21 protein-coding genes are annotated in these 23,484 nt (G+C 71.2%); 7 read left to right on the forward strand and 14 right to left on the reverse strand.

Translation table 11 applies throughout. The annotated features are described in order from the left end of the window. Window positions 1-1,305 (reverse strand): hypothetical protein (locus G6045_RS20060; protein ID WP_165333392.1); only part of this gene is annotated, 1,305 nt, incomplete at its 3' end. 47 nt (window positions 1,306-1,352) lie between these two features. After that, window positions 1,353-2,999: a citramalate synthase gene (gene cimA, locus G6045_RS20065; RefSeq protein WP_235968086.1), complete on the reverse strand. Its 1,647-nt coding sequence runs from the start codon at window positions 2,997-2,999 to the stop codon at window positions 1,353-1,355. A 487-nt stretch (window positions 3,000-3,486) separates the two neighbouring features. On the opposite strand from cimA, the gene G6045_RS20070 reads away from it, so the two are divergent. Beyond that, window positions 3,487-4,539 carry a S1 family peptidase gene (locus tag G6045_RS20070; protein ID WP_165333393.1) on the forward strand — a complete coding sequence of 351 codons (1,053 nt, stop codon included), beginning with the start codon at window positions 3,487-3,489 and terminating at the stop codon, window positions 4,537-4,539. A 54-nt stretch (window positions 4,540-4,593) separates the two neighbouring features. Here G6045_RS20070 and G6045_RS20075 read toward each other — a convergent pair whose 3' ends face one another. The 7 genes from G6045_RS20075 to G6045_RS20105 all read right to left on the reverse strand — a co-directional run bounded on the left by G6045_RS20075 (window position 4,594) and on the right by G6045_RS20105 (window position 12,456). After that, complete coding sequence (locus G6045_RS20075) at window positions 4,594-5,013, reverse strand: hypothetical protein (protein ID WP_165333394.1); 420 nt, start codon at window positions 5,011-5,013, stop codon at window positions 4,594-4,596. A gap of 219 nt (window positions 5,014-5,232) precedes the next feature. Then, a complete protein-coding gene (locus G6045_RS20080) occupies window positions 5,233-5,868 on the reverse strand; it encodes a TetR/AcrR family transcriptional regulator (protein WP_165333395.1) in 636 nt (211 codons plus the stop codon). Further along, window positions 5,865-6,893, reverse strand: a complete 1,029-nt coding sequence (locus G6045_RS20085) for an agmatine deiminase family protein (RefSeq protein WP_165333396.1) — start codon at window positions 6,891-6,893, stop codon at window positions 5,865-5,867. The genes G6045_RS20080 and G6045_RS20085 overlap by 4 nt, the downstream gene beginning before the upstream one ends. Window positions 6,894-6,928: 35 nt before the next feature. After that, window positions 6,929-8,650 carry an urease subunit alpha gene (locus G6045_RS20090; protein ID WP_165333397.1) on the reverse strand — a complete coding sequence of 574 codons (1,722 nt, stop codon included), beginning with the start codon at window positions 8,648-8,650 and terminating at the stop codon, window positions 6,929-6,931. Continuing rightward, a complete protein-coding gene (ureA, locus tag G6045_RS20095) occupies window positions 8,647-9,414 on the reverse strand; it encodes an urease subunit gamma (RefSeq protein ID WP_165333398.1) in 768 nt (255 codons plus the stop codon). The genes G6045_RS20090 and ureA overlap by 4 nt, the downstream gene beginning before the upstream one ends. A gap of 127 nt (window positions 9,415-9,541) precedes the next feature. Continuing rightward, window positions 9,542-9,973 carry a hypothetical protein gene (locus G6045_RS20100; protein ID WP_165333399.1) on the reverse strand — a complete coding sequence of 144 codons (432 nt, stop codon included), beginning with the start codon at window positions 9,971-9,973 and terminating at the stop codon, window positions 9,542-9,544. A 20-nt stretch (window positions 9,974-9,993) separates the two neighbouring features. Beyond that, window positions 9,994-12,456, reverse strand: a complete 2,463-nt coding sequence (locus G6045_RS20105) for a CHAT domain-containing WD40 repeat protein (protein ID WP_165333400.1) — start codon at window positions 12,454-12,456, stop codon at window positions 9,994-9,996. A gap of 233 nt (window positions 12,457-12,689) precedes the next feature. Here G6045_RS20105 and G6045_RS20110 point away from each other — a divergent pair, with 233 nt between their 5' ends. Continuing rightward, window positions 12,690-13,901 carry a NupC/NupG family nucleoside CNT transporter gene (locus G6045_RS20110; protein WP_165333401.1) on the forward strand — a complete coding sequence of 404 codons (1,212 nt, stop codon included), beginning with the start codon at window positions 12,690-12,692 and terminating at the stop codon, window positions 13,899-13,901. Between the two features lie 466 nt (window positions 13,902-14,367). Here G6045_RS20110 and G6045_RS20115 read toward each other — a convergent pair whose 3' ends face one another. Then, window positions 14,368-15,456 carry a branched-chain amino acid aminotransferase gene (locus G6045_RS20115; RefSeq protein ID WP_165333402.1) on the reverse strand — a complete coding sequence of 363 codons (1,089 nt, stop codon included), beginning with the start codon at window positions 15,454-15,456 and terminating at the stop codon, window positions 14,368-14,370. A 302-nt stretch (window positions 15,457-15,758) separates the two neighbouring features. Then, window positions 15,759-16,799 (reverse strand): 3-isopropylmalate dehydrogenase, encoded by a 1,041-nt coding sequence (locus G6045_RS20120; RefSeq protein WP_165333403.1) that lies wholly within the window; start codon window positions 16,797-16,799, stop codon window positions 15,759-15,761. A gap of 155 nt (window positions 16,800-16,954) precedes the next feature. Here G6045_RS20120 and G6045_RS20125 point away from each other — a divergent pair, with 155 nt between their 5' ends. Beyond that, window positions 16,955-18,547 (forward strand): purple acid phosphatase family protein, encoded by a 1,593-nt coding sequence (locus G6045_RS20125; RefSeq protein ID WP_206343950.1) that lies wholly within the window; start codon window positions 16,955-16,957, stop codon window positions 18,545-18,547. 12 nt (window positions 18,548-18,559) lie between these two features. On the opposite strand, the gene G6045_RS20130 is transcribed toward G6045_RS20125, so the two are convergent. Then, complete coding sequence (locus G6045_RS20130) at window positions 18,560-18,703, reverse strand: RuvX/YqgF family protein (RefSeq protein WP_165333404.1); 144 nt, start codon at window positions 18,701-18,703, stop codon at window positions 18,560-18,562. A gap of 262 nt (window positions 18,704-18,965) precedes the next feature. Further along, entirely contained in the window at window positions 18,966-19,889 is a 924-nt protein-coding gene (locus G6045_RS20135) for a LysR family transcriptional regulator (protein WP_165333405.1), read from the reverse strand. A 110-nt stretch (window positions 19,890-19,999) separates the two neighbouring features. Between G6045_RS20135 and G6045_RS20140 the strand changes: the two genes are divergently transcribed. From G6045_RS20140 to G6045_RS20155, 4 genes are all read left to right on the forward strand, one after another. Next, on the forward strand, window positions 20,000-20,989 hold the full coding sequence (locus G6045_RS20140) for an NADP-dependent oxidoreductase (protein ID WP_165333406.1): 990 nt from the start codon (window positions 20,000-20,002) through the stop codon (window positions 20,987-20,989). Between the two features lie 92 nt (window positions 20,990-21,081). After that, a complete protein-coding gene (locus G6045_RS20145) occupies window positions 21,082-21,687 on the forward strand; it encodes a CDP-alcohol phosphatidyltransferase family protein (RefSeq protein WP_165333407.1) in 606 nt (201 codons plus the stop codon). Beyond that, on the forward strand, window positions 21,684-22,529 hold the full coding sequence (locus tag G6045_RS41535; protein ID WP_165333408.1) for a phosphatidate cytidylyltransferase: 846 nt from the start codon (window positions 21,684-21,686) through the stop codon (window positions 22,527-22,529). The genes G6045_RS20145 and G6045_RS41535 overlap by 4 nt, the downstream gene beginning before the upstream one ends. Further along, a complete protein-coding gene (locus tag G6045_RS20155) occupies window positions 22,526-23,179 on the forward strand; it encodes a lysophospholipid acyltransferase family protein (protein ID WP_235968088.1) in 654 nt (217 codons plus the stop codon). The genes G6045_RS41535 and G6045_RS20155 overlap by 4 nt, the downstream gene beginning before the upstream one ends. Here the strand turns inward: G6045_RS20155 and G6045_RS20160 are convergent. After that, window positions 23,139-23,441 carry an NIPSNAP family protein gene (locus G6045_RS20160; protein ID WP_165333410.1) on the reverse strand — a complete coding sequence of 101 codons (303 nt, stop codon included), beginning with the start codon at window positions 23,439-23,441 and terminating at the stop codon, window positions 23,139-23,141. The genes G6045_RS20155 and G6045_RS20160 overlap by 41 nt on opposite strands. Window positions 23,442-23,484: the final 43 nt, after the last annotated feature.

The following is a 23,484-nucleotide window of genomic DNA, read 5'->3' on the forward strand; positions in this document are numbered from 1 at the left end:
ACCGAAGTCCCCGCCGCCGAAGCCTCCGTCTCCGAAACCCCCGCCGAAATCATCGGAGTTGAAGTCCGAGCCCGAGGGGTCGCCGCCGCCCATCGAGGGGTCCGAGTAGGCGTAGGCCGGGCTCGCCATCATCGAGCCGAGCATGGTGCCGACCAGGAGGCCCGGCAGGATGCCGCCGCCGAAGTAGCCGCCCGCCCAGGGGCCGTACGCGGGGCCGGCGTCGTAGTACGGGCGGCGGCCCTGATCGGTGTCGACCGTGCGGACCGCCGGGTCCTCGCCGTCGTCGATACGGGCCTTGTCGGCCGCGCACACCGGGACGTCGCGGGCCGGGCCGCCGGGCGGCGCCCAGGACGCGTCGGCCACGGACGGGCCGTGCCGGGGATCGAAGAAGCAGGGAAGGCGGCGCTCGGGCAGGGCGCGGCCCTCGCGTCGTGCGGCCAGGACCGCGAGCGAGTAGCGGCCGTCCTCGAGGGCCTGCGTCACGCCCTTGACGTCCTCGGGGCGCTGCGCCGATGCCATGATCGATTTGGCGGATTCGTACGAGTCGAGGGCTCGCTCGTAGTCCTCGCGCATGGCGTCCGTCGCGCCCTTCTCGCCCGGGTGGAAGTCGAGGCGTTCCAGCTCCTCGCCGAAGGCCGTGATGTCCTCGTCGACGACGACACGCAGCCTCTCCAGGGCGGCGCGCGTCTCTTCGGCCTTCTTGCGCTTGTTGCGCTTGACCAGGACGTACGCGCCCGCGCCACCGGCCACGGCGACCGCACCCAGGCCCACCAGGGCGCCGGTGGGGACGCCGTCGTCGGCTGCCGAGCCGCCCCAGGAGCTGGGGGCGGTGCCGTTGGCGTCTCGGGTGGCGGCGTTCACGTAGGCCTCGAGGCCGGCCGAGTCACCCAGGCTCTGCAGATTCCGCGCCTCGCCCCGGGACAGCACCGACGGGTCCGCGCGTACGGAGAACGTGTCACCGCGCTGCACCCCGTACACACCGGGGTCGCCGACCGCGGCGCGCAGAGCGGTGAAGTCCTCCTCCGACGTGCGGAAGTCCGCCGGCAGCACGGCCAGGAACACGGGCTTGCCCGCGTCCTTGATCTGCTGGGCGAGCCGGTCCGCGTCCGCGGACGACAGCTGTCCGGAGGCCGCCGGATCGACGTACACCGGACTCTTCTCCAGACCGTTCGCCACGGCCGAGATGTCCGAAGCGGCCGTGGCCCCGGGTGCCGCCGCGAGGGCGGCTCCCAGGGCCAGCAGCAGTCCGGCCAGGGCGACCATGATCCGCCTTGTCCCGTTGATCCGCTTCGTAAGCTTTCTCATACTTCGAAGCTAACTCAGCGGGAGGCCGGACGGGCGGGTCGGGAGGACTATTCCGTGGGCTCGACCCCGGCCCGCAGCAGTCCGTAGGTGTACGCGTCCTCCAGGGCCTGCCAGGACGCGGAGATGACGTTCTCCGCGACGCCGACCGTGGCCCACTCCCCCTGGCCGTCCGAGGTGGAGATCAGCACCCGGGTCGTGGACTCGGTGCCGTGCCGGCCTTCGAGGATGCGGACCTTGTAGTCGACGAGTTCGAGCTTGGCGAGCTGCGGATAGATCCGCTCCAGGCCGCGGCGCAGGGCGTTGTCGAGGGCGTTGACCGGGCCGTTACCCTCACCGGTGGTGACGATGCGCTCACCCTTGGCCCACAGCTTCACGGTGGCCTCGTTGGCATGGGTGCCGTCGGGCAGGTCCTCGACGATGGCGCGCCAGGACTCGATCCGGAAGTAGCGGCGGGCCCGGCCCTCGACCTCCTCGCGGAGCAGCAGTTCGAAGGAGGCGTCGGCGGCCTCGTACGTATAGCCCTTGAGTTCGCGCTCCTTGACCCGCTCGACGACCCGGCCGACCAGTTCGCGGTCGCCGCCGAGGTCGACGCCGAGCTCCTTGCCCTTGAGCTCGACGGAGGCGCGGCCCGCCATGTCGGAGACCAGCATCCGCATGGTGTTGCCGACGAGTTCGGGGTCGATGTGCTGGTAGAGGTCCGGGTCGACCTTGATCGCGGAGGCGTGCAGTCCCGCCTTGTGCGCGAAGGCCGAGACGCCCACGTACGGCTGGTGCGTGGAGGGCGTCAGGTTCACGACCTCGGCGATGGCGTGCGAGATCCGGGTCATGTCCTTGAGGGAGCCCTCGGGCAGGACGTGCTTGCCGTACTTGAGCTCGAGGGCGGCGACGACCGGGAAGAGGTTGGCGTTGCCGACCCGCTCGCCGTAGCCGTTGGCCGTGCACTGGACGTGGGTGGCGCCCGCGTCCACGGCGGCGAGGGTGTTGGCGACCGCGCAGCCGGTGTCGTCCTGGGCGTGGATGCCGAGCCGGGCGCCGGTGTCCGCGAGGACCGTGCCGACGACCGCCTGGACCTGGGCGGGGAGCATGCCGCCGTTGGTGTCGCAGAGGATGACGACCTCGGCGCCGGCCTCCTTCGCCGCCCGGACGACCGACTTCGCGTACGCGGGGTTGGCGCGGTAGCCGTCGAAGAAGTGCTCGCAGTCGACGAAGACCGTGCGGCCCTGCTCGCGCAGATACGCCACGGTGTCGGCGATCATCGCGAGGTTCTCGTCGAGGGTGGTGCGCAGGGCGAGTTCGACATGGCGGTCATGGGACTTGGCGACCAAGGTGATCACCGGGGCGCCGGACGCGAGCAGCGCCCTGACCTGCGGGTCCTCCTCGGCCTTGGCGCCGGCCCTGCGGGTGGCGCCGAACGCCACGAGCTGGGCGTTCTTGAACGTGATCTCGTCGGCGGCGCGCGCGAAGAACTCGGTGTCGCGGGGGTTGGCGCCCGGCCAGCCGCCCTCGATGTAGCCGACGCCGAAGTCGTCCAGGTGCCGTGCGATGGTCAGCTTGTCCGCGACGGTGAGGTTGATGCCCTCGCGCTGTGCGCCGTCGCGCAGCGTCGTGTCGAAGACGTGGAAGGCGTCGCGGGGGCCGTAGGGCCCGTCGGTATCTCCGTGCTCGACAGAGGAAGCTTCCGTGGCTCGGTTCATGCTGCTGGCTCCTGATTCGGATCTCGGTCTACCGGAAGGACCGGCTCCGCCGTCCTCCTATGATCCCTGGCGCTCCGCGTCCGGCTGAGGGTGGGCCGGAAAACGAAAAAACCCCTCGTGGGTACGAGAGGTTTGCGCGCGGGTCGAGGACGACGGTGTCCGCCCGTACGTCGGTCGGTACGGGACGGTCACTGCGGACCGGCGCGCCTGCTGCCAATAATCATGGCGAACGAGAGCACGGTCGCAGTCTTGCACACTCCCCGGCGGCCGCCGGGGGCGTCTCAGGATGCGAACGCCCTTGCCCTGGGGCCTTCTTCACGTGCGGTGCGCGGGCCTGCCTTCTCGGCGCCGCGCGCGCCTGCCCACCGCGCACCGCGCGCCTCTCCTTCCCCAAGGCCCTCTTGTCGCCCACAGGTCCATACCTTCACACTGCTAGCGCTCCGCAGATCTGATCTGTACACGACACCCCACTGTCGGGAGGCAGCTCGTGAAGCGCACCCTTGCCCTGGCCGCGGCCCTCGCCGCTTTCCCCCTCACCCTCTCTTCCGCCGCCCTCGCGGCACCCGAGCCGACGCCCGGCGCCGGCATCACCGCAAGCCCTCAGACGTATCGCCAGAACACCGAGCTCAAGGCCGAGTTGGGCGGCCGCAGTGCCGGCAGCTATCTCGGCGCCGACGGCGAGCTGGTCACCACGGTGACCAGCGAGGCCGACGCCGCCCTGGTCAGAGCCGAAGGCGCCGAGCCCCGGCTGGTCGAGCGCAGCGGCGCCGAGCTGCGCGGCGCGCAGCAGACGCTGACCGAGACCTCGATACCGGGCACGTCGGTGGGCATCGACCCCCGCCGCAACCAGGTCGTCGTCGAAGCCGACTCGACGGTCTCCAAGGCGGACCTCGCCCGGCTGCAGCGGGCGGCCGCGGCGCAGGACGGCGCGGTCCGGTTGGTCCGTATCCCGGGCGTCTTCAAGGAGGAGATCGCGGGCGGCGACGCGATCTACGGCGGTGGCTACCGCTGCTCGTCGGCCTTCAACGTCTCCTCCGGCTCGACGCGCTACTTCGTGACGGCCGGGCACTGCACCAACGCGGCCACCGACTGGCGCGCCACCAGCGGCGGTGCGGTGATCGGGCAGCGGCACGGCACCAGCTATCCGACCAACGACTACGGCATCGTCCGCTACACCGACGGCTCGTCCCCGTCCGGGAACGTCAACCTCTACAACGGCAGCCACCAGGACATCACTTCGGCCGCGGACCCGGTCGTCGGCCAGGCGGTGCGCAAGAGCGGCTCGACGACCAAGGTCACCTCGGGCACGGTCACCGCGACCGACGTCACGGTCAACTACGGCAGCGGCAACATCGCGTACGGCATGGTCCGTACGACGGTCTGCTCGGCGGGCGGCGACAGCGGCGGCGCCCACTTCTCGGGCTCCACGGCCCTCGGCATCCACTCGGGCAGCGGCGGCTGCACCGACGGCGTCAACGGCTCGGCGATCTTCCAGCCGGTCCGGGAGGCGCTGTCGGCGTACGGGGTGAATGTGTACTGAGCGGGTGCTGTGCGTCCTGTCCGTCCCCGGTCCTCCGGGGGTGGGCAGGACGCTCTACCTTTCGACCTTCAGCTCGAACTCGCAGTGCAGCGTTTGCTGGTAGTGGCGGTCGTTCTGGATGTAGTCGAACCGGGTCGCGCCCCAGATGCCCTTCGGTGGTGCGGTGATCTGCACCTTCGCCATGTAGAAGATCACCGCATCGCTGTGGGGCTGCACCACCAGTGGGGCCTTCGCATGGTCGGGCAAGCTGTCGAAATCCGGCATCCCGGTCTCGTGCCTGCCCCGGGCCAGCGGTACGAAACCGTCGGTGTCGTCCACGCTGAACGCCGCGTAGCCGAGCACGCGGAGCCCGTCGGGGGCGTCAAGCAGCGTGACATCGGTGATGGTCAGGGGCTTCGAGCTGACGTTGTCAGGGAAACCGACGGCGGCCCAGAAGGTCTCACCGAGCCGGGCGTGCTCAGTCCCGGCTGACAACCCGCATTCCTGCAGAGCCTTCCCTACGGGAACTCCGTCGTGCGCACTGCCGGCTCCTTGCGCCGAGAGCACCGCGAACAGTGTCAGGCCGCAGGCCGCCAGGCCTCTGGACATTTTCCGGCGTGCCAAAGCCATCGCCGATCCCCCGATCCCCCGTCCGCGGAGTGTTTCCGCAGGTCGCGGGAGCATAGCGCGGGGGCGAACCGCTCACCAGAGGTCTCAGTCGGGCCGCAAGGACTCGTCCAGGAACTCCCGTACCTGCACGAGCACTTCGTCCCGGTTCGCACCCGGCAGGCCCACCGCCACATGGACCGAGAAGCCGTCGAGCAGGGCGCGTAGGCGGGTGGCGAAGCGTTCGGGGTCCGTGCCCCGGAACTCGCCGCGGGAGATGCCCTCGGCGAGCAGGGCGACCAGGTCGCGGTGCCAGGCGCGCTCGATGGCCAGCTGGCGGCGGCCCGCCTCGACGGAGGCGTCGGCGTACGGGGAGCGGTTCCAGACCTCCATCCACAGGGTCCAGTGCGGGTCGCGGGGGCCTTCGGGGACGTACAAGTCGACGTATGCGTCCAGCCGTTCCCGTACGGAAGAAGCACCCGAGAGCAGCGCCCGCCGCTGCTCGCCCAGGCGGCCCTCGCTCCACTCCAGGGTCTGCAGGAGCAGCTCGTCCTTGGTCTTGAAGTAGTAGAGGAGATGGCCGCTGCTCATCGCGACCTCGCGGCCGAGCGCCGCCATGGTGAGCTGGTCGAGTCCGCCGTCGGCGACCATCGCCATGGCGGCGGCGAGCACGTCCTCGCGCGGGGGTGCGTGCTTGCGTGAGCGCGGAGGCGCGTGCTTGCGTGAGCGCGGTGGCGTGCTCATGCCGTGCGGGGCTGCTGCTGGGTGATGCAGTGGATGCCGCCGCCGCCCGCGAAGATGGCGCGGGCGTCGACCAGCGTGACCGTGCGGTCCGGGAACAGGCGGCGGAAGATGCCCGCCGCGTGCTCGTCGCGCGGGTCGTCGAAGGCGCACAGGACGACGCCGCCGTTGCAGAGGTAGTGGTTGATGTAGGAGTAGTCGGCCCAGCCGCCGTCCTCCTCGCGGATTTTGGTCGGGGCCGGGATCTCGACGACCTCGATGCGGCGGCCCTTGGCGTCGGTCTGCGCACGCAGGAACTCGACGTTCTCGCGGCAGAGTTCGTGGTCGGGGTGGGACGGGTCCGGCTGGGTGTGGGCGACCACGACGCCGGGGGCCGCGAAGGCGGCGACGATGTCGACGTGGCCGAGGGTGCCGTAGCCGTGCGGAGGGTAGTCGGCGGTCAGGCCGCGCTTCAGCCAGATCGCCTTCGTCGTGCCGAGCTTCGCGTGGATCTCGGCCTCGACCTGCTCGCGGGACCAGCCGGGGTTGCGCTCCGGGCCCAGCTGCACGGTCTCGGTGAGCAGGACCGTGCCCTCGCCGTCGACGTGGATGCCGCCGCCCTCGTTGACGAGCGGGGAGCTGTGCACGGGGACGCCGGCGAGATCCGCCACGTACGAGGCGATCTTGGAGTCGTGCTCCCAGTTCGCCCACTCCTGGGCTCCCCAGCCGTTGAACACCCAGTCCACGGCGGCCAGTTGGCCACCAGCGTCCACCACGAACGTCGGGCCGATGTCGCGCATCCACGCGTCGTCCAGGTCCCGCTCGACCAGCTCGATGTCCGGGCCGAGCAAGGCGCGGGCGGAGTCGGCCTGGCCGGGGCCGTGGACGACGGTGACCGGCTCGAAGCGGCGCACGGCGCGGGCGACCGAGGCCCAGGCCTCGCGCGCCTCGGCGAGCTCTTCGGCACAGGAGAAGGTGGTGTTGGGGCCGGGCCAGGCCATCCAGGTGCGCTCGTGCGGGGCCCACTCGGCGGGCATACGGAAGGTCATAGCAGGCTCTCTCAGGAGGTCAGAGGCGGTGTCGTTTACAGGAAGTAGAGGCGGTTCAGGGATACGGAGTCGGCGGGCTCCGAGCGCATCGGCCGCCCGTCGAGCGTGACAAGGCCGCTGCGGGCGTCCACGTCGACCGCGCCGATACGGGAGTTGAGCAGCAGGTCGCCCGGGCCGATGCCCCGGGTCCCGCGCACGCCGACGCGGCGCCGGCGCGTGGGCAGCCGGTCGCCTTCGAGGGCGGCGGCCGCCTGCGAGACGAAGGCGACGGAGAGGTCGGCGGCCGTCGCGCCGTGCGCGCCGAACTGCGGTCCGAGGACGAGGGGTTCGCAGGTGTCGGTGGCCGCGTTCGGGTCGCCGACGACGCCGTACGCGGGGAAGCCCGACTTGAGGACCAGCTGCGGCTTGGCGCCGAAGAACGCCGGCTGCCAGAGCACGATGTCCGCCATCTTGCCGACCTCGATCGACCCGATCTCGTGCGCGAGACCGTGGGCGACGGCCGGGTTGATGGTGAGCTTGGCGAGGTAGCGCAGGACGCGCGCGTTGTCGTCGTGCGCGCCGTCGCCGTCGAGCGGGCCGAGCTCGGCCTTCATCTTGCCCGCCATCGCGAACGTACGCCGGACCGTCTCGCCCGCCCGCCCCATGCCCTGCGCGTCGGACGAGGTGATGCCGATGGCGCCCAGGTCGTGCAGCACGTCCTCGGCGCCCATCGTCCCGGCGCGGATGCGGTCGCGGGCCATGGCGGCGTCGCCCGGCAGATCGGTCTTCAGGTCGTGGACCGAGACGATCATCCCGTAGTGCTCGGCGACCGCGTCCCGGCCGAAGGGCAGGGTGGGGTTGGTGGAGGAGCCGATGACGTTCGGAACGCCCGCCATCTTCAGGACGTTCGGCACGTGGCCGCCGCCGCAGCCCTCGATGTGGAAGGCGTGGATGGTACGGCCGTCCAGGACGCGCAGGGTGTCCTCGACCGACAGACACTCGTTCAACCCGTCGCTGTGCAGGGCGACTTGGACGTCGTACTCCTCGGCGACGCGCAGCGCGGTGTCGAGCGCCCGGGTGTGCGCGCCCATGTCCTCGTGCACCTTGAAGCCGGACGCCCCACCCTCGGCGAGTGCCTCCACCAGCGGGGCTTCATGGGAGGACGAACCGCGCGCCAGGAAGCCGATGTTGACCGGCCAGGCGTCGAAGGCGTTGAAGGCGTGCTTGAGGGCCCAGGGCGAGTTGACGCCGACGCCCCACACCGGGCCGAACTCCTGGCCGATGACCGTGGTGACGCCGGAGGCGAGCGAGGCCTCCATGATGCGCGGCGACAGCAGGTGGACGTGAGTGTCCACGGCGCCCGCGGTGGCGATCATGCCCTCGCCGGAGACGATCGAGGTCCCGGTGCCGACCACGACCTCCACGCCGTCGAGCGTGTCCGGGTTCCCGGCCCGTCCGATCGCGTGGATCCGGCCCTCGCGGATACCGATCGAGGTCTTGCGGATGCCCTGCACGGCATCGATGACCAGGACGTTGCTGATGACGACATCGCAGGTCTCGCGGACGGCGGCGGCCTTGAGGTGCAGTCCGTCGCGCGCGGTCTTGCCGAAGCCGGCGAGGAACTCGTCGCCGTACGCCTGGGAATCCGCCTCGACTCGGACCACCAGGCCCGAGTCGCCGAGGACGACGCGGTCGCCGGCGCGGGGGCCGTGTGTGGCCGCGTACTCGTGCGGGGTCAGTCGGCGGGCTTCGGCCGGGTGGCCTCCGGGGCGGCTCATCGCCCGGCCCCCTTTTCCGTGGGCTCGACGGGCTCGACGGGCTCGACGGGCTCGACGGGCTCGTCGGGCTCGATGGGTTCCTTGGGGTCGGCCCCGAGATATCCGCAGGCGACCGCGCGGCGCAGCGCCTCGGCGCGGGCGCCGGGTGCGTCCAGGGGTCCGTCGACGAGACCCGCGAACCCGATGGCGATCCGTTCGCCGCCGATCGGCACGAGGCCGACCTCCGCGGACTCACCGGGCCCGAACCGTACGGACGCCCCGGCCGGGATCGCGAGCCGCATCCCGTACGCCGCCGCGCGGTCGAAATCGAGCCGCGGGTTGGCCTCGAAGAAGTGGAAGTGCGAGGTCACGCTGACGGGGACGGAGGCGGTGTTGCGTACGGCGATACGTGCGGTCGCGGCCGGCTCCCGATGAGCGGGTCCCGGCAGGACCGCACCCGGAGCCGCCTCCCCCAGCGAGCCCCCGGCCAGCGGATCGGAGACGACGGCGAGCCGCGACCCGTCGTCGAAGACAGCCTCCACATGCACCTCGGTGACCACGTCGGCGACGCCCGGCAGCACATCGTCCGGCCCGAGCACCGCCTTCGCCCGCGCGATCGCCTCGGCCAGGCGCAGCCCGTCACGGGCCGCTTCGCACACGGTGTCGGCGATCAGCGCGGTGGCCTCGGGCACGTTGAGCCTGAGGCCGCGCGCCCGCCGGGCACGGGCCAGCTCGGCGGCGCCGAACAGGAGCAGGCGGTCGCGTTCGGTGGGGGTGAGTCGCATGGGCCGGGCACTACTCCCTCGATGACGTTTAGAGCACCACTCTAAAGCGTGGAGCGCGTGGTGGGCATCATCGGCGTCTGAAGTTGAGATCCGTCACATCGATCAGCACTCAAATGGGCGGGCCAGGTCAGCCGGCCGCGTCCTCGGCGAGGCGCCAGGCGCGCCCTGCGGCGTCGTAGCGCAGGGTCCCGCGGACCAGCGTCAGGTCGAGCGCCTGGAGCTGTCGGTACGCCTCGTCGTCGAGGTCGCGGGTGAGCAGGACGCGGACGCCGGTGTCGGTGTCCTGGAGGGCGACGGGGCGCGGGGCCGGGGTGCGCAGGATCGCGTCCTTGAGTTTCCGGTACGCATCCTCGGCGAGCTTGCCGCCGAGGCTCCCGAGGAAGGCGTGCAGGGGCAGCGTGACGAGGATGAGAAGCTCCAGGCTGCGGCGTACGGGGACGGCCCTAACTCGGACGGTGAGGCCGAGGTCGGTGAGGGCATCGACGAGGGGGGTCTCGATGCCGGGGGCGTCCTGTTCGGGGACGAACAGGTCGGCCTGGAGCGGGGGTTGTGGGGTCATGTCCGGCGGCCTGCCTTCCGTCAGGTTGCCTGGAGGAGGTCGAGGAGCAGAACTTCACCGCCTTCGATGAGTGCCAGGCGGGTGCCGTCGGGGGCATAGGCGATCTGGGTTCCGCCGGGTGGGCCAGAGAGTGCGGAACGGCGCTGGCTGCCTGGCGAGGACCGGTGGTTCCACAAGGCATCTCCGGTGGTCAGGTCCCATACGGTGGCGCCGGCCACGTGGGCCGTTGCCATCCGGGTGCCGTCAGGGCCGAAGGCGAGTCCGAGAACCTGATCCGGCTGCGGTACCTGCGAGAGCAGAAGCCCGGACTTGATCTCCCAGATACGGACGCAGTTGCCGCTCGCCGTAGCGAGGTGGGTGCCGGGTCGGTTGAAGGCCACGGCGACCAGGACGTCATCATGGGGCAACCGCAGGAGCTGCTTGCCCGACTCCACGTCCCAGACCCGGGCATCGCCTGGGAACTCCCCAGGCCTGGGCCCACCCTCCGGCCAGGCCGCGTCGCCGACCGCAGCGAGCAGGGCGCCCTCAGGCGAGAACGCCAGGGCGCTCACGCGCACGCGTCCGTACATCAGTACCGTCCTTTGACGGCCCTCCGAATCGGTGAAGGTCACCATGCCGGAGCGAGCTGTCGCGGCAATACGGCCGCCCTTGGCGACCGCTGCCAGCGAGCCGAACTCATCGGCCAGCTGCCACTTCTCAACGGAGGAGCCGGACTTGGTTCGCCACGTGCGGACCTGGTCGCCTGCGACGGTGGCGAAGGTACGACCCAGCGCGTCGAAGGACACCCCCAGGGTCCAGTCCTGAGTGGGGGGCGGCACTGTGGCGCCGGACGCGGTGCCCCCGTATCCGCCGCATCGCACCTGGCACACGAGCGATCCATACATGTCGACGACGACGGCCAGCCGCGTACGGCACCCCACAGCGAGCCAGCGGGAGTCCTCGCTGAACGCCAACGAACAGGGCCACTTGAGCTCGTCGACCGAGATGGCGCGCTGCTTCGACGCCGGTCGGCGACGGAGCGTTGCGAACGTCGGCAGTTCCGGCATCGCGGTCGAGGCGGCGCCCGGCGGCTCTCCTTTCCAGGAGACATAGTCCCGTCCCAAAACTGCCCAGCCGGCGCTGTGGGTGGGGAGGTTCAGAGAGGCGGCCCCCCATATCTCCTCGCGGATCTGCGGCTGGGGCTGCGGCTGCGGCTGCGGCTGCGGCTGGGGCTGCGCCCGCGGCTGGGGCCGCGGCTCAGGTTGCAACTGCTGCTCGGGGTGCGGCTCCGGCTTTGCGGCCCGCTCGGCCCCCCTCCCCACAACCGCACCACCGGCGGGCTCGACGCCAGAGCCCTCGCCCGGCCCGGCCCGCTCGCCCTCCGCCCGCGCCACCTCACCGACCTCGAACAACACCCCTTCCGACGCCCGCATATAGAGCACCGGCGTCCCCCACTCCAACGTCCCCGGCAGCGCAAGCCGGATCGCCTGCCGCGCCTCCGTCACCGCCGTGTCGACGGGCAGACGGTGCGCGAGGCCCTCGTAGAAGGTCCGGCCGAACTCCACCGCCGCCCGGTCCGAGATCGCGTACTGCATCGCGAGTGCCGCCGGCAGCCCGTCACGCAGCAGCGCCCCGCCCATGCTGGAAAAGAGGTCGGCGTCGGCCGAGCGACCCGTTTCGCAGGCGTTGAGCACGACCAGGCGCAGCGAGCGGTGGGCCTTCAGCAGCATCGCGAAGTTCTCGGCGCCGAGTTGGTACGTTCCGCCTTCCTCGCCCGCGAGCGCCAACGTGCCCTCTTGCGCGACCGGGTCGAAGCCGCCGTGGCCGATGAAGTGCAGGACGTGCCAGGGGCCCCGGTACCTGAGCGCGTCGCGCAGAGCGCGCCAGTGCTCGCCGTCGACCCAGCCGAGTTCGATCAGCCCGGCGTCCTGCAGACCTGCGAGCGCGCCGCCGAGCCGGTCGCGCTCGGCCCGCACGGCGAGCGGCTCGAGGTCGTCGGGGCGGGCGGCCATGCACAGGATGCGCAAGGGTGCGGCGACTGCCAACGCACGCCGGGGCACCGCCACTTGAGGATGCCGGACGAGCGGCATCGTGGTGAAGACATAGCCGTTCTCCGCCCCGTCGAAGAGGAACTCCCAAGGCAGCCGCGCAAGTTCCGGCGGGCGGACCCGCAGCACCAGGCGCAGGGAGCGGTCCGACTCGGCGGCGCGATGGCGGGCGGCCGCGAAGAGCGCCCGGCCGTCCCCTGCGAACAGCGTGTCGAAGAGGATCCGGCCGAGTTCCTGCACGGGCCGCTCCTCGGGCGGCGCACTCCGGCGCACCACTGCGGAGGAGGCGAGGATCGCGTCGGGGAGCCGGGCACAGAGGATGCGTAATTCCTCCGCGCCCACCGGTAGACGCACCTCGTCGGCACTCGCCTCGGAGCCGTCCGCGGCGCGCAGCGTCACCTGGTAGACGCCCGGTCCCGCGGGGCCGATCTCGGCCTGGAAGTCGACTGTACGCACGGTGCGCCCCACCCCCGTCCCCGCCAGGTGGCATGCAGGTCCACGATCCCACGCACGCGGGGCCCGGGACCCGCGCAGGACAGGGATGAACGGATACAGGGACGCGCGGGCAACCGGATACGCGGCACGGGTGGACTCGCCCGCCCCGGCCGCGCAGATCCCCCAGGAGGGCGACCCGGCCAGGTCTCCTTGCCGGATGATCTCTTGCGCACCGTCAGCAGGGCGGTAGGCCCGTGCACATCCTCATCGGACTCGTCGGGCTCGTCGTCTTCCTCGCCCTGGCCTTCCTGCCGTCCCGCGATCTGCGGCTGCTGCGGGTCAAGGCGCCGTACATCGGGCTGATGCTCGTCGTCCAGTTCGTCCTGGGTCTCGTCATGCTGAAGACGAGCCTCGGGCAGAGCGCCGTCGACGCCCTCGCGGACGGGTTCGGCAAGCTGCTCGAGTACGCCGGTGACGGCACGGCGTTCGTCTTCGGGAGCCTCGCCGACCCCGACGCCGAGGGCAATGTGCCGTTCCTGCTCAGCGTGCTGATGCCGATCATCTTCGTCTCCGCGCTGATCGGCATCCTGCAGTACCTGCGGGTGCTCCCGCTGATCGTGAAGTACCTCGGCGTCGTCTTGTCGAAGGTCACCGGGGCCGGCCGGCTCGAGTCGTTCAACGCCGTGTCGGCCGCGATCCTCGGCCAGTCCGAGAGCTTCATCGCGATCAAGACGCTGCTGCCCACGCTGACCCCGAAGCGCCTCTACATGCTGAGTGCCTCGGCCATGTCCACGGTCTCGATGTCGATCGTCGGCGCCTACATGACGATGATCGAGCCGCGTTATGTCGTGGCCGCCATCGTGCTGAATCTCTTCGGCGGCTTCATCGTGGTCTGGCTGCTCAATCCGTACGAGCTGACGCCCGAGGAGGACGTGGTCGTCACGCCCGAGCGGAAGAAGCGGTCGTTCTTCGAGATGCTCGGCGAGTACATCCTCGACGGCGCGAAGATCGCGGTCACCGTCGCGGCCATGCTGATCGGGTTCGTCGCGCTGATCGCGCTGATCAACGGGCTCGTCTCGGGACTCACGGGCGGTACGAGCTTCCAGGAGATCCTGGGGTACGTCTTCGCCCCGTTCGCCTTCCTCACCGGGGTGCCCTGGGGTGAGTGTGTCGACGCCGGGCAGATCATGGCCACGAAGCTGGTGTCGAACGAGTTCGTGGCGATGCTCGCGTTCACCGACGCGAACCCGGGTGGGAAGGTGGAGCTCGGTGAGCGGGCCACGGCGATCGTCCAGACGTTTCTGGTGTCCTTCGCCAACTTCAGTTCGATCGGGATCATCGCCGGTGCGGTGAAGTCTCTGTCCCCTGCGCACGGGGACCAGATCGCTCGCTTCGGGCTGAAGCTTGTGTACGGGGCCACGTTGGTGTCGTTCATCAGCGCGACGATTGTGGGGCTGATCTCGTAGGCGGTCCCGCGGCGGGGCGTGAAGCTCCGGGGTATCGGGGCGGAACCCCGTCGCTCAGCCTTCGGGGGCTCCGCGGCCTGGCCCCCGGTGGGGGTGCCGAGCCCCGAAGGAGCGCGACCCTTTGGGGTATCGGGGCGGAGCCCTGTCGCTCGGCCTTCGGGGGCTCCGCCCCCTGGTCCCCGGTGGGTGCCGCGCCCCGACGGAGCGCGACCCTTTGGGGTATCGGGGCGGAGCCCCGTGTTCGGGTACGGGTGTGGTGCGCCTGCGGCGGGCTTTTCTCCCCGCCCCGCCCCTTCCCGAAACCGGGGCTTCGCCCCGGGCCCCGCATCCGAACTTCGTTCGGATCTGCTCAATCGCCGCAGGGGCTGGATGTGCCCCAGAAGCTGGATGTGCCCCAGAAGCTGAAAGCAAAGGCCGGGCCCCCTCCGCGGGGAGCCCGGCCTTCGTCGTGCGTACGACGCGGGACCTAGCCCAGCGTGTGCATCCAGGCGTGCTTGTCCGTGGCCGTGCCGCGCTGGATGTCGAGGAGGGACTCGCGCAGGCGGAGCGTGACCGGGCCCGGCTCGCCGGCGGACTGGGTCCACTCGCCCGCGTTGCACTTGACCGTGCCGACGGGGGTAATCACCGCGGCGGTACCGCAGGCGAAGACCTCGGTGAGCGAGCCGTTCTGGGCGTCGCGCTGCCACTCGTCGAGGGAGATGCGGCCCTCGGTGGCCGTGTAGCCGAGGTCGCGGGCGACCTGGAGGAGGGAGTCACGGGTGACGCCCTCGAGGATCGAGCCGGTGAGCTCAGGGGTGACGATCTTGTCGCCGTACACGAAGTACAGGTTCATGCCACCGAGTTCCTCGACCCACTTGTGCTCGACCGCGTCGAGGTAGCAGACCTGGTCGCAGCCCTTGGACGCGGCCTCGGCCTGCGCGAGCAGCGACGCGGCGTAGTTGCCGCCGGTCTTCGCGGCGCCCATGCCGCCGGGGACGGCGCGCACGCGGTCCTCGGAGAGCCAGATCGAGACGGGCTTCACGCCGCCCGCGAAGTACGCGCCGGCGGGCGAGGCGATGACCATGAAGAGGTACTCGTTGGCCGGCTTCACACCGAGACCGACCTCGGTCGCGAACATGAACGGGCGCAGGTAGAGGGACTCCTCGCCGCCGTGCGCCGGGACCCAGTCCTTGTCCTGCTGCACGAGCAGGTCGCAGGCCTCGATGAAGGTCTCGACGGGCAGCTCGGGCATGGCGAGCCGGCGGGCCGAGGCCTGGAAGCGCTTGGCGTTGGCCTCCGGACGGAAGGTGGCGACGGTGCCGTCGGGCTGCCGGTAGGCCTTGAGGCCCTCGAAGATCTCCTGCGCATAGTGCAGGGTCATGTTCGCCGGGTCGATCGAGAGCGGTCCGTACTCCACGAGCTGTCCGTCGTGCCAGCCGCGGCCCTCGGTCCACTTGATGGTGACCATGTGGTCGGTGAAGTGGCGGCCGAAGCCGGGGTTGGCCAGGATCGCCTCGCGCTCGGCCGCGGACAGCGGATGCGAGGAGGGCTTGAGCTCGATCGTGGGCGTCGTCATGAGTGGATGTCCTTCACCGGTTTCGTGTGTGACGGACCGCGCCTCACGCCCAGTCTTCGGAAATGATCCAGTCCCGGACGACTGAGAGCTTGCTACCCCACATTCCGCGGCCCCACGTTCGATTATCGCTCGTGTCCGGCCGTGGGCGAAACGGGTGCATGCGGTGTGCGGCGGCCCAAGGGTCGATGGTGGCATCCGGCGGCGCAAACGAGAAGCCGCCGGGTGCCTTGTGCAGGCTGCCCGGCGGCTTGAGGTGGTGCTTGCGACGGGCTCGTGGTGACCCGTCGACGAGTGTCCGAGGGTCAGCCGGTTACTCGTACGGCGAGCGCGTCGCCGATTTCCTCGGTGGTACGGGTGCTCTCGCCGCGCTCGCCCAGGTCGGCGGCGACGGCTTCCTCGATACGGGCGGCCTCGGCCTCGTATCCGAGATGGCGGAGCAGCAGCGCGACGGACAGCACGGTGGCGGTCGGGTCGGCCTTGCCCTGGCCCGCGATGTCCGGCGCCGAGCCGTGCACGGGCTCGAACATCGAGGGGAACTCGCCGCTCGGGTTGATGTTCCCGGAGGCGGCGACGCCGATGCCGCCGGAGACGGCCGCGGCGAGGTCGGTGATGATGTCGCCGAAGAGGTTGTCGGTGACGATCACGTCGAAGCGGCCGGGGTCGGTGACCAGGTAGATGGTCGCGGCGTCGACGTGGATGTAGTCGGTGGTGACCTCGGGGAACTCCTTGGCCACCTCGTTGAAGACGTTCGTCCACAGGTGACCCGCGAAGGCGAGCACGTTGTTCTTGTGGACCAGGGTCAGCTTCTTGCGCGGGCGGGCCTGGGCGCGGGCGAAGGCGTCACGGACGACGCGCTCGACGCCGAAGGCCGTGTTCACGGAGACCTCGGTGGCGACCTCGTGCGGGGTGCCCTTGCGGATGGTGCCGCCGTTGCCGGTGTACGGGCCTTCGGTGCCCTCACGGACGACCACGAAGTCGATCTCCGGCTGGCCGGCGAGCGGGGTGGCCACGCCCGGGAGCAGCTTGCTCGGGCGGAGGTTGACGTGATGGTCGAAGAGGAAGCGGAGCTTCAGGAGGAAGCCGCGCTCCAGGACTCCGGACGGCACGCTCGGGTCGCCGATCGCACCGAGCAGGATGGCGTCGTGCGCCTTCAGCTGCTCGACGTCGGCGTCGGTGAGGGTCTCACCGGTGGCGTGGTAGCGCTTGGCGCCGAAGTCGTACTCCTGCGTCTCGAGCTTCACGTCCTGCGGAAGCGCGGCGCGGAGGACCTTGAGTCCCTGGGTCACGACCTCCTGGCCGATGCCGTCACCGGGGATCACTGCGAGATTGATGCGTCGAGACATGTCCGTCACCGTACTCGGGGTCCCAGGTGTTGACACGCGGTGTCCAGCATGCGGACCGCCCGTTCGGCGTGGTGACGGGAGGGCGCACAGGAAGGACACCGGGCGTTCACCCGGGGGACCAGGGCCAGTTGGGCGCCGCTGGGAAGTTCTCCGGCATGAGTGAGACACCCCGGGTCGGCATCCCCGAACAGCTCGCCGGCCGGATGAGCATGGCGGAGCAGCACGAGTACCTGCGGGCCAGGCATGCCCGCCCCAAGGTCAGCCGGCGTGCGGCGCTCGTCGGCGGCCTGGTCACCGCCTCGGCCGCCGGGACGGCCGGGGCACTGGCCAACGGAACCGCGAGCGCCGTGCAGGGCCCCACCCTGCAGTCCGCGCCCGCCACCGCCAAGGTCGACGGCTCGCTCGTCGCACCCTTCGGGCGCCATCTCGCCTTCGGCGCCGACCCGAAGACACAGATGCGGATCAGCTGGCAGGTGCCGTTCGCGGTGCGGAAGCCGTACGTACGCGTCGGCCTCGCCCCCTGGGACCTGAGCCGCAGGTTCGAGGCCGAGGTGCGCGACCTCAGCACGCCCGCGCTGTCGAAGAAGCTGCCGGCGGTCGAGCAGTACTACCTGCACGTCGCGCTCGACGGTCTGCGCCCCGGCACCACGTACTACTACGGCGTCGGGCATGAGGGCTTCGACCCCACGCGGCCCGAACGCCTCGCCACGCTCGGCTCGTTCCGCACCGCGCCCGCCGCTCCGGAGACGTTCGTCTTCACGGCCTTCGGCGACCAGGGCGTCAGCGCGCACGCGCTCGCCAACGATCAGGTGATCCTGGGCCAGAACCCGTCCTTCCATCTGCACGCGGGCGACATCTGCTACGCCGACAGCAGCGGGCACGGCAAGGAGTCGGACACGTACGACGCCCGGGTCTGGGACACCTTCCTGGCGCAGACCGAGTCCGTCGCGAAGTCCGTGCCGTGGATGGTGACCACCGGCAACCACGACATGGAGGCCTGGTACTCCCCCGACGGCTACGGCGGCCAGCGCGCCCGCTGGTCCCTGCCCGGGAACGGCTTCGACCCGGAGCACTCGCCGGGCGTCTATTCCTTCGCGTACGGCAATGTCGGCGTGGTCGCCCTCGATGCCAATGACGTCTCGTACGAAATCCCGGCCAACAAGGGCTACAGCGACGGAAAGCAGACCGCCTGGCTCGACCGGCGGTTGCGCGAGCTGCGCGCGCACAAGGACATCGACTTCATCGTGGTCTTCTTCCACCACTGCGTGTACTCGACGTCCACGCACGCCTCCGACGGCGGGGTGCGTGACGCGTGGCTCGGGCTGTTCACCAAGCACCAGGTCGATCTGGTGATCAACGGCCACAACCATGTGTACGAGCGGACCGACGCCATCAAGAACGGTGAGGTCGGCAGGCCCGTACCGATCGGCGCGTCCACCGATCCGACCTGCGACGGCATCGTCTACGTGACGGCGGGCGGGGCCGGCAAGGAGCTGTACGGCTTCCCGGCCGGAGTGAAGGACAGCTACGAGGGCGCGGTGCGCGACCGCGAGTCGATCCTCAGCTTCCACTGGACCGCGCAACGGCTGCCCGACCCGGACACGGTCGAGTGGTCACGCGTGCGCTACACCGGCTACTCGTTCCTCGCGGTGCAGGCGAGCGCCGGGGCGAGCCCGCGCCTCGAGGTCTCCGCGCTCGCCGAGAACGGCGAGCGCATCGACCACTTCGAGATCGCGCGGGGTACCTAGCTGCTGTACGGGTCAGTGACCCGCGGCTCCGCCGTTGTCCCTGCGGTCGAGGGCGCGCTGGAGGGCGGCGGCGGCGTTCTTGCGCTCGGCTTCGGCGGTCCCCGATCCATGACGGACGCGGAGGACACGGCGGGCGGCGACGGTCGTCTCGGACATGCTGACTCCTTGGGGCATGAGTGGAGTACGAAATGAGGGGTCGACAGAGTCGAGGAGATATCGAGACGCCTAAGTGGCGGGGAGCAAAGGCCCGCAGGGGTTGCCTGCATGGGGGCACGGCTCACAACCGCCGTTCGCTTGATCGAGCGATTCGTTCGGCTCCTACCAAGCTAGGACAGGTCAGCCGGTCTGTCTCCACAATTACTCGGACTTCCTAGTATCTGAGACGCCAGGCAAAATCCGTCGGCCATACGTTTGACTCTCAGCCCCTGGGGTCCGGTCCGCCCGAGGGCGCCCGGTCCGCCCGCAGCTCTCTGATCAGCGCCCGGACCGCGAGGCTCCGCGCGAGCTCGGGCGTGGTGACGTAGCCGACCTCGCGCGTAGGGCGCTGCGGACCGAGATCGGTGATCGCGACCGTGGCCGGTGCTCCGGTCAGGGAGAGCGCCGGCATGATCGCCATGCCGTGGCCGGCGCTCACCATCGAGAGCACCGCTCCGTCGTCCTCGGTCCGCATGCTCGCGCGCGGGATCCAGTCCTGGGCGGCCCACCAGTCGCGCGTGTACGAGGTGCAGGCCTCCGTCCAGTCCACGAGCGGCAGCGACCGCGGGTCGGGGTGCCCGGCCGGGTGCACGAACGAGTAGGGCTCCTCCAGGAGTACGCCGCCCACGAGCCCCGCCGGGATCGGCGAGCTGGTGCCGATCGTGGCGATCGCCAAGTCGGCCCGCCCCGCGGCCACTTCACCGGCCGTACCGGGTCCCACTTCGCGTACGACCCGCACCTCGGGCTCGATTCCGGGGTGGGCGGCCCGCAGCCGGACGAGCACCGGCGGCAGCAGATGCAGCGCGACGCTGCGGAAGGCGGCGATCCGCAGCGGACCCTCGACCGCGCCGCCCGCCGCCCCGCGCGCCTCGGCCACCAGGGTGTCGAGCAGGCGCAGGATCCGACGGGCGTGCGCCACGGCCCGCTCCCCCGCCGCCGTCGGCCGCGCTCCGGTGCGGCCCCGCTCGAAGAGCACGGCTCCGATCTTGCGCTCGCTGCCGCGCACCGAGTGCGAGACCGCGGACTGAGTGAGACCGAGGGCCGCGGCGGCGGCCGAGAACCCGCGCTCGCGCTCCACGGCCACCAGGATCCGCAGTTCGTGCGGGGCGAGATCGATGCCGGAGTCGACGGATGCGGGATCGGTCATGGGCGCTCTCACAGCTCTCACCTCGGCGTATGAGGATGATTCATGGAAGGGGCCGTTCCATGAGCCCAACCCTCTGCCCGGCGCGCGCATTCCTTCCTACGGTCGCGTCCATGACCGAGACCGCGCTCACTGTGCAGCAGACCGCCCGCCCCACCGGCTTCCCGACCGCCGACCACTTCCGCTTCGTGGAGTCCGCCCTGCCCGAGCCCGCGCCGGGCGAGCTCCTCGTCGAGAACCTCTACTGGTCCGTGGACCCGTACCACCGGTCGATGATGGACGGCGAGTTCGCCCTGGGCGCCCCGCTCGAAGGCCGCACGCTCGGCCGCGTCCTGGAGTCCCGCGACCCGGCGTACTCCACCGGCGACCTCGTCTTCCACCGCGCGGGCTGGCGTACGCACTCCGCCGTACCGGCCGGACAGGTGCGCAGGATCGAGCAGTTCGAGGGCGTACCGCTCTCGGCGCATCTCGGCATCCTCGGCGGCACCGGACTGACCGCCTATGTGGGCCTGACGCGGATCGCGCGCCTGAAGGAGGGCGAGGACGTGTTCGTGTCGGCGGCCGCGGGCGGCGTCGGCACGGCGACCGGACGGCTCGCGCGGCTGCTCGGCGCGGGCCGGCTCGTGGGCAGCGCGGGATCCGCGGCGAAGGTCAAGTACCTGACGGAAGAGGTGGGTTACGACGCCGCCTTCGACTACCACGACGGGCCCGCGGCCGATCTGCTCGCCAAAGCCGCACCCGACGGCATCGACCTCTTCGTCGACAACGTCGGCGGTGAGCAACTGGGCGCCGCGGTCGGCGCGCTGCGGCGGTACGGGCGGGTCGTACGCATCGGCACGATCGGCCAGTACAACAAGGCCGCGCTCGCCCCGGTGCCGGTGGACCTCTCCGAGATCGTGGAGAAGAGCCTGCGCATGGAGGGCTTCCTGGTGAGCGACTACCGGTCGCTGCAGGACGAGTTGTACGCGTTCGTGGTGCCGCATCTGCGCAGCGGCCGGGTGCGTTCGGACGAGACGGTCGTCGACGGGTTCGGGCGGATCGTGGAGGCGTTCCTGGGGATGCTGAGGGGCGAGAACCTGGGGAAGATCATCGTCCGGGGCTGAGTGCACGCACGGCGCTCGACACGGCGGTACTCAGGCCGGTTTGAGTATCCGTGCCGTGTCGGACCCACCGGGTCCGGCGGGACAGTCACCCTATGAACGGCCTCTACGCTCTCAAGCCCTGGTACGCCGACCGGCTGGCCGGCGTCCGCGCCGCGCTCGTCCGGCGCCAGGTGTCGCCCGATGCGCTGACCTGGGCGGGTGTGCTGTGTGCGGGCGCCGCGGCGGTGGCGCTCGGGCTGCTGCCCGCGCCCTGGTCGGCGCTCTTGGTCGCGGTCCTGCTCGCGGCCCGGCTCGCCTTCGCCAACCTCGACGGTGCGCTGGCCCGTGACACGGGGCGGTGCACGCGGCGCGGGGCGGTCGTCAATGAACTCGGCGACCGGCTCGCGGACTTGGCGATGCTCGCCGGGTTCCTGTTCGTGGCCCCCGTGTGGCTGGTCGCCTGCGCGGCGCTCGCCGCGACAGGGCCCTCCTGGGTGGCGCTCGCGGGCGCGGCGGCCGGCGCGCCGCGGCGCAACGGCGGGCCCGTGGGGAAGACCGAACGGTGTGCGCTGGTCGTGCTCGCGGCGGCCACGGGGTGGTACGTGCCGGTGCTCGGCATCGTCGCCGTCGGCTCGCTGGTCACGGCGGGGGTACGCCTCGCCTGGATGTGGCGGGAGTTGGCCGACCGGCCGGCGGCCGCGGTGGGGAGTACGCGATGAGCACCCTTTCCCGGAGCGTCCCGGTCGTGGCCGGTGTGCTCGGCGCGGGCGGGATCGCGGTCGCCGCGCTCCCGGCCCGGCTGCGGATGCGGGCCGAACTGCGCCGGCGGTGGCGTACCTGGGCCCTCTCGGCTCCCTTGTTCCTCGGCGCGTTCTGGCTCGGGGACGGCGGGGTGGCGGTCTTCGCCGCCGGGCTCGGGGTGGTTGCCGTCCTGGAGTACGTACGGATGGCCGGGCTCACCCGGTCCGATCAGACCGTTCTGACCGTGACCGCCGTCGCCCTGCCCGCGCTCGCCTGGCTGGCCCCCGCGGCGCTCGGCCCTCAACTCACCTTCGGCGCCCTGCTGTTGGCCGCCGCTCCCGCCCTGCTCACGGCCGACACGGCCACCGGCTTCACGCGCGCCGGCCGCACCGCCTTCGGCCTCCTGTGGATTCCGCTCGGCCTGAGCTGTCTGGTGCTGCTCGGCGACACCGCGCTCGCCGTCGGCGTCGCGGTGGCCTTCGGGGACGTGGGCGCGTGGTGCGGCGGCACGGCACTCGGCCGCCGGGGCCCGCTCGCCCGCCGCCTCTCCCCCTTGTCACCGCACAAGACCTGGGCGGGAGTGGTCGGCTGCGCGGCCGCGACGGCCGGTGCGCTGGCCGCACTCGGCGCCTTCACCCCGCTCGTATGGACCGCGGTCCTCGTCGGCTGTGTCGTCGGCGATCTGCTCGAATCCATGGTCAAGCGCGAGGCGGGCGTGAAGGACGCGGGCAGCTGGCTGCCCGGGTTCGGCGGGCTGCTCGACCGGATCGACTCGCTGCTCGTGGCGCTGCTCCTGACGGCGGGGGTGACCCTGCGATGAGCCCGGTCCGGCACTGCGTCCATCTGCCCGCGCTCCCCCGACGCCTGTCCGCCCGGCTGCGCAAGTCCTTGTGGCGGGCCACCCTCACCGCCACCGGCGGGGTGCGCCGCGAGGGCCGGCTGCCGAGCGGCGGCTGCGTGGTGATCGCCAACCACACCTCGCACGCGGACACCGCGGCCCTGCTCGCCGCGCTCGACGCCCGGCATGCCCCGCGGATCGCCGCGGCGGCCGACTACTGGTTCGCGACCGCCTGGCGGCGCCGGATCTGCCGCCGGCTCGCGGCGGGTTTTCCCGTACGCAGGACCGGCGGCGGTCTCGGTGATCTGCTCGCCATGACCGAGGAACTGCACCGGGGTCACGCGGTCGTGCTCTTCCCCGAGGGCACCCGCGGCCCCGACGGGTCGCTCGGTCAATTCCACCGCGGGGCCCTGCTGTTGGCCCAGCACGCCCAGGTGCCCGTCGTGCCCGTGGCGCTCATGGGCACGGGCCGGCTGCTGCCGAAGCACGGCTCCTTGCACCGCACTCAGCTGCGCGTACGCATCGGCGTTCCGCTGGCGCCGACGGCGGGCCCGGCCGAGGCGCGGGCCGCCGTGGAGGCGCTGCTCCAGGTCACGCCAGGGGACGGAGGAAGCGGCGCTCGTACCGCTTGATGCACTTGGTCCTGCGGGCCAGTTCGAACGCCTCCTGGCAGTCGGGGTCCGCCATGCTGTCCGTGCGGTAGCGCTCGTACGCGGCGAGGCTGGGGAACGAGAACAGGGCGTACGCGATGTCGCTGTCCCCCTCGCTGGGCAGGAAGTAGCCGTGGTGGGAGCCGCCGAAACGGCTGACGAGGTCGACCCAGCGACGCCCGTACTCCTCGAAGTCCTCGATCCGGTCCGGGTCGATCTCGTACCGCAGATGAATCGTGATCATGCGGTGATGATGCCCCGTACGCGGGGGTACGTCGACGTCCGTG

It is taken from the genome of Streptomyces mesophilus, assembly GCF_011044995.1.
Taxonomy (GTDB): Bacteria; Actinomycetota; Actinomycetes; order Streptomycetales; family Streptomycetaceae; genus Streptomyces; species Streptomyces mesophilus.

Bases quoted from the DNA above. Each gene is read 5' to 3' on its own strand.
- cimA (WP_235968086.1), bottom strand. From the start codon at position 2,999: ATGAACCGAGCCACGGAAGCTTCCTCTGTCGAGCACGGAGATACCGAC.
- G6045_RS20080 (WP_165333395.1), bottom strand. From the start codon at position 5,868: ATGAGCACGCCACCGCGCTCACGCAAGCACGCGCCTCCGCGCTCACGC.
- G6045_RS20085 (WP_165333396.1), bottom strand. From the start codon at position 6,893: ATGACCTTCCGTATGCCCGCCGAGTGGGCCCCGCACGAGCGCACCTGG.
- G6045_RS20090 (WP_165333397.1), bottom strand. From the start codon at position 8,650: ATGAGCCGCCCCGGAGGCCACCCGGCCGAAGCCCGCCGACTGACCCCG.
- ureA (WP_165333398.1), bottom strand. From the start codon at position 9,414: ATGCGACTCACCCCCACCGAACGCGACCGCCTGCTCCTGTTCGGCGCC.
- G6045_RS20100 (WP_165333399.1), bottom strand. From the start codon at position 9,973: ATGACCCCACAACCCCCGCTCCAGGCCGACCTGTTCGTCCCCGAACAG.
- G6045_RS20115 (WP_165333402.1), bottom strand. From the start codon at position 15,456: ATGACGACGCCCACGATCGAGCTCAAGCCCTCCTCGCATCCGCTGTCC.
- G6045_RS20120 (WP_165333403.1), bottom strand. From the start codon at position 16,799: ATGTCTCGACGCATCAATCTCGCAGTGATCCCCGGTGACGGCATCGGC.
- G6045_RS20125 (WP_206343950.1), top strand. From the start codon at position 16,955: ATGAGTGAGACACCCCGGGTCGGCATCCCCGAACAGCTCGCCGGCCGG.
- G6045_RS20130 (WP_165333404.1), bottom strand. From the start codon at position 18,703: ATGTCCGAGACGACCGTCGCCGCCCGCCGTGTCCTCCGCGTCCGTCAT.
- G6045_RS20135 (WP_165333405.1), bottom strand. From the start codon at position 19,889: ATGACCGATCCCGCATCCGTCGACTCCGGCATCGATCTCGCCCCGCAC.
- G6045_RS20140 (WP_165333406.1), top strand. From the start codon at position 20,000: ATGACCGAGACCGCGCTCACTGTGCAGCAGACCGCCCGCCCCACCGGC.
- G6045_RS20145 (WP_165333407.1), top strand. From the start codon at position 21,082: ATGAACGGCCTCTACGCTCTCAAGCCCTGGTACGCCGACCGGCTGGCC.
- G6045_RS41535 (WP_165333408.1), top strand. From the start codon at position 21,684: ATGAGCACCCTTTCCCGGAGCGTCCCGGTCGTGGCCGGTGTGCTCGGC.
- G6045_RS20155 (WP_235968088.1), top strand. From the start codon at position 22,526: ATGAGCCCGGTCCGGCACTGCGTCCATCTGCCCGCGCTCCCCCGACGC.
- G6045_RS20160 (WP_165333410.1), bottom strand. From the start codon at position 23,441: ATGATCACGATTCATCTGCGGTACGAGATCGACCCGGACCGGATCGAG.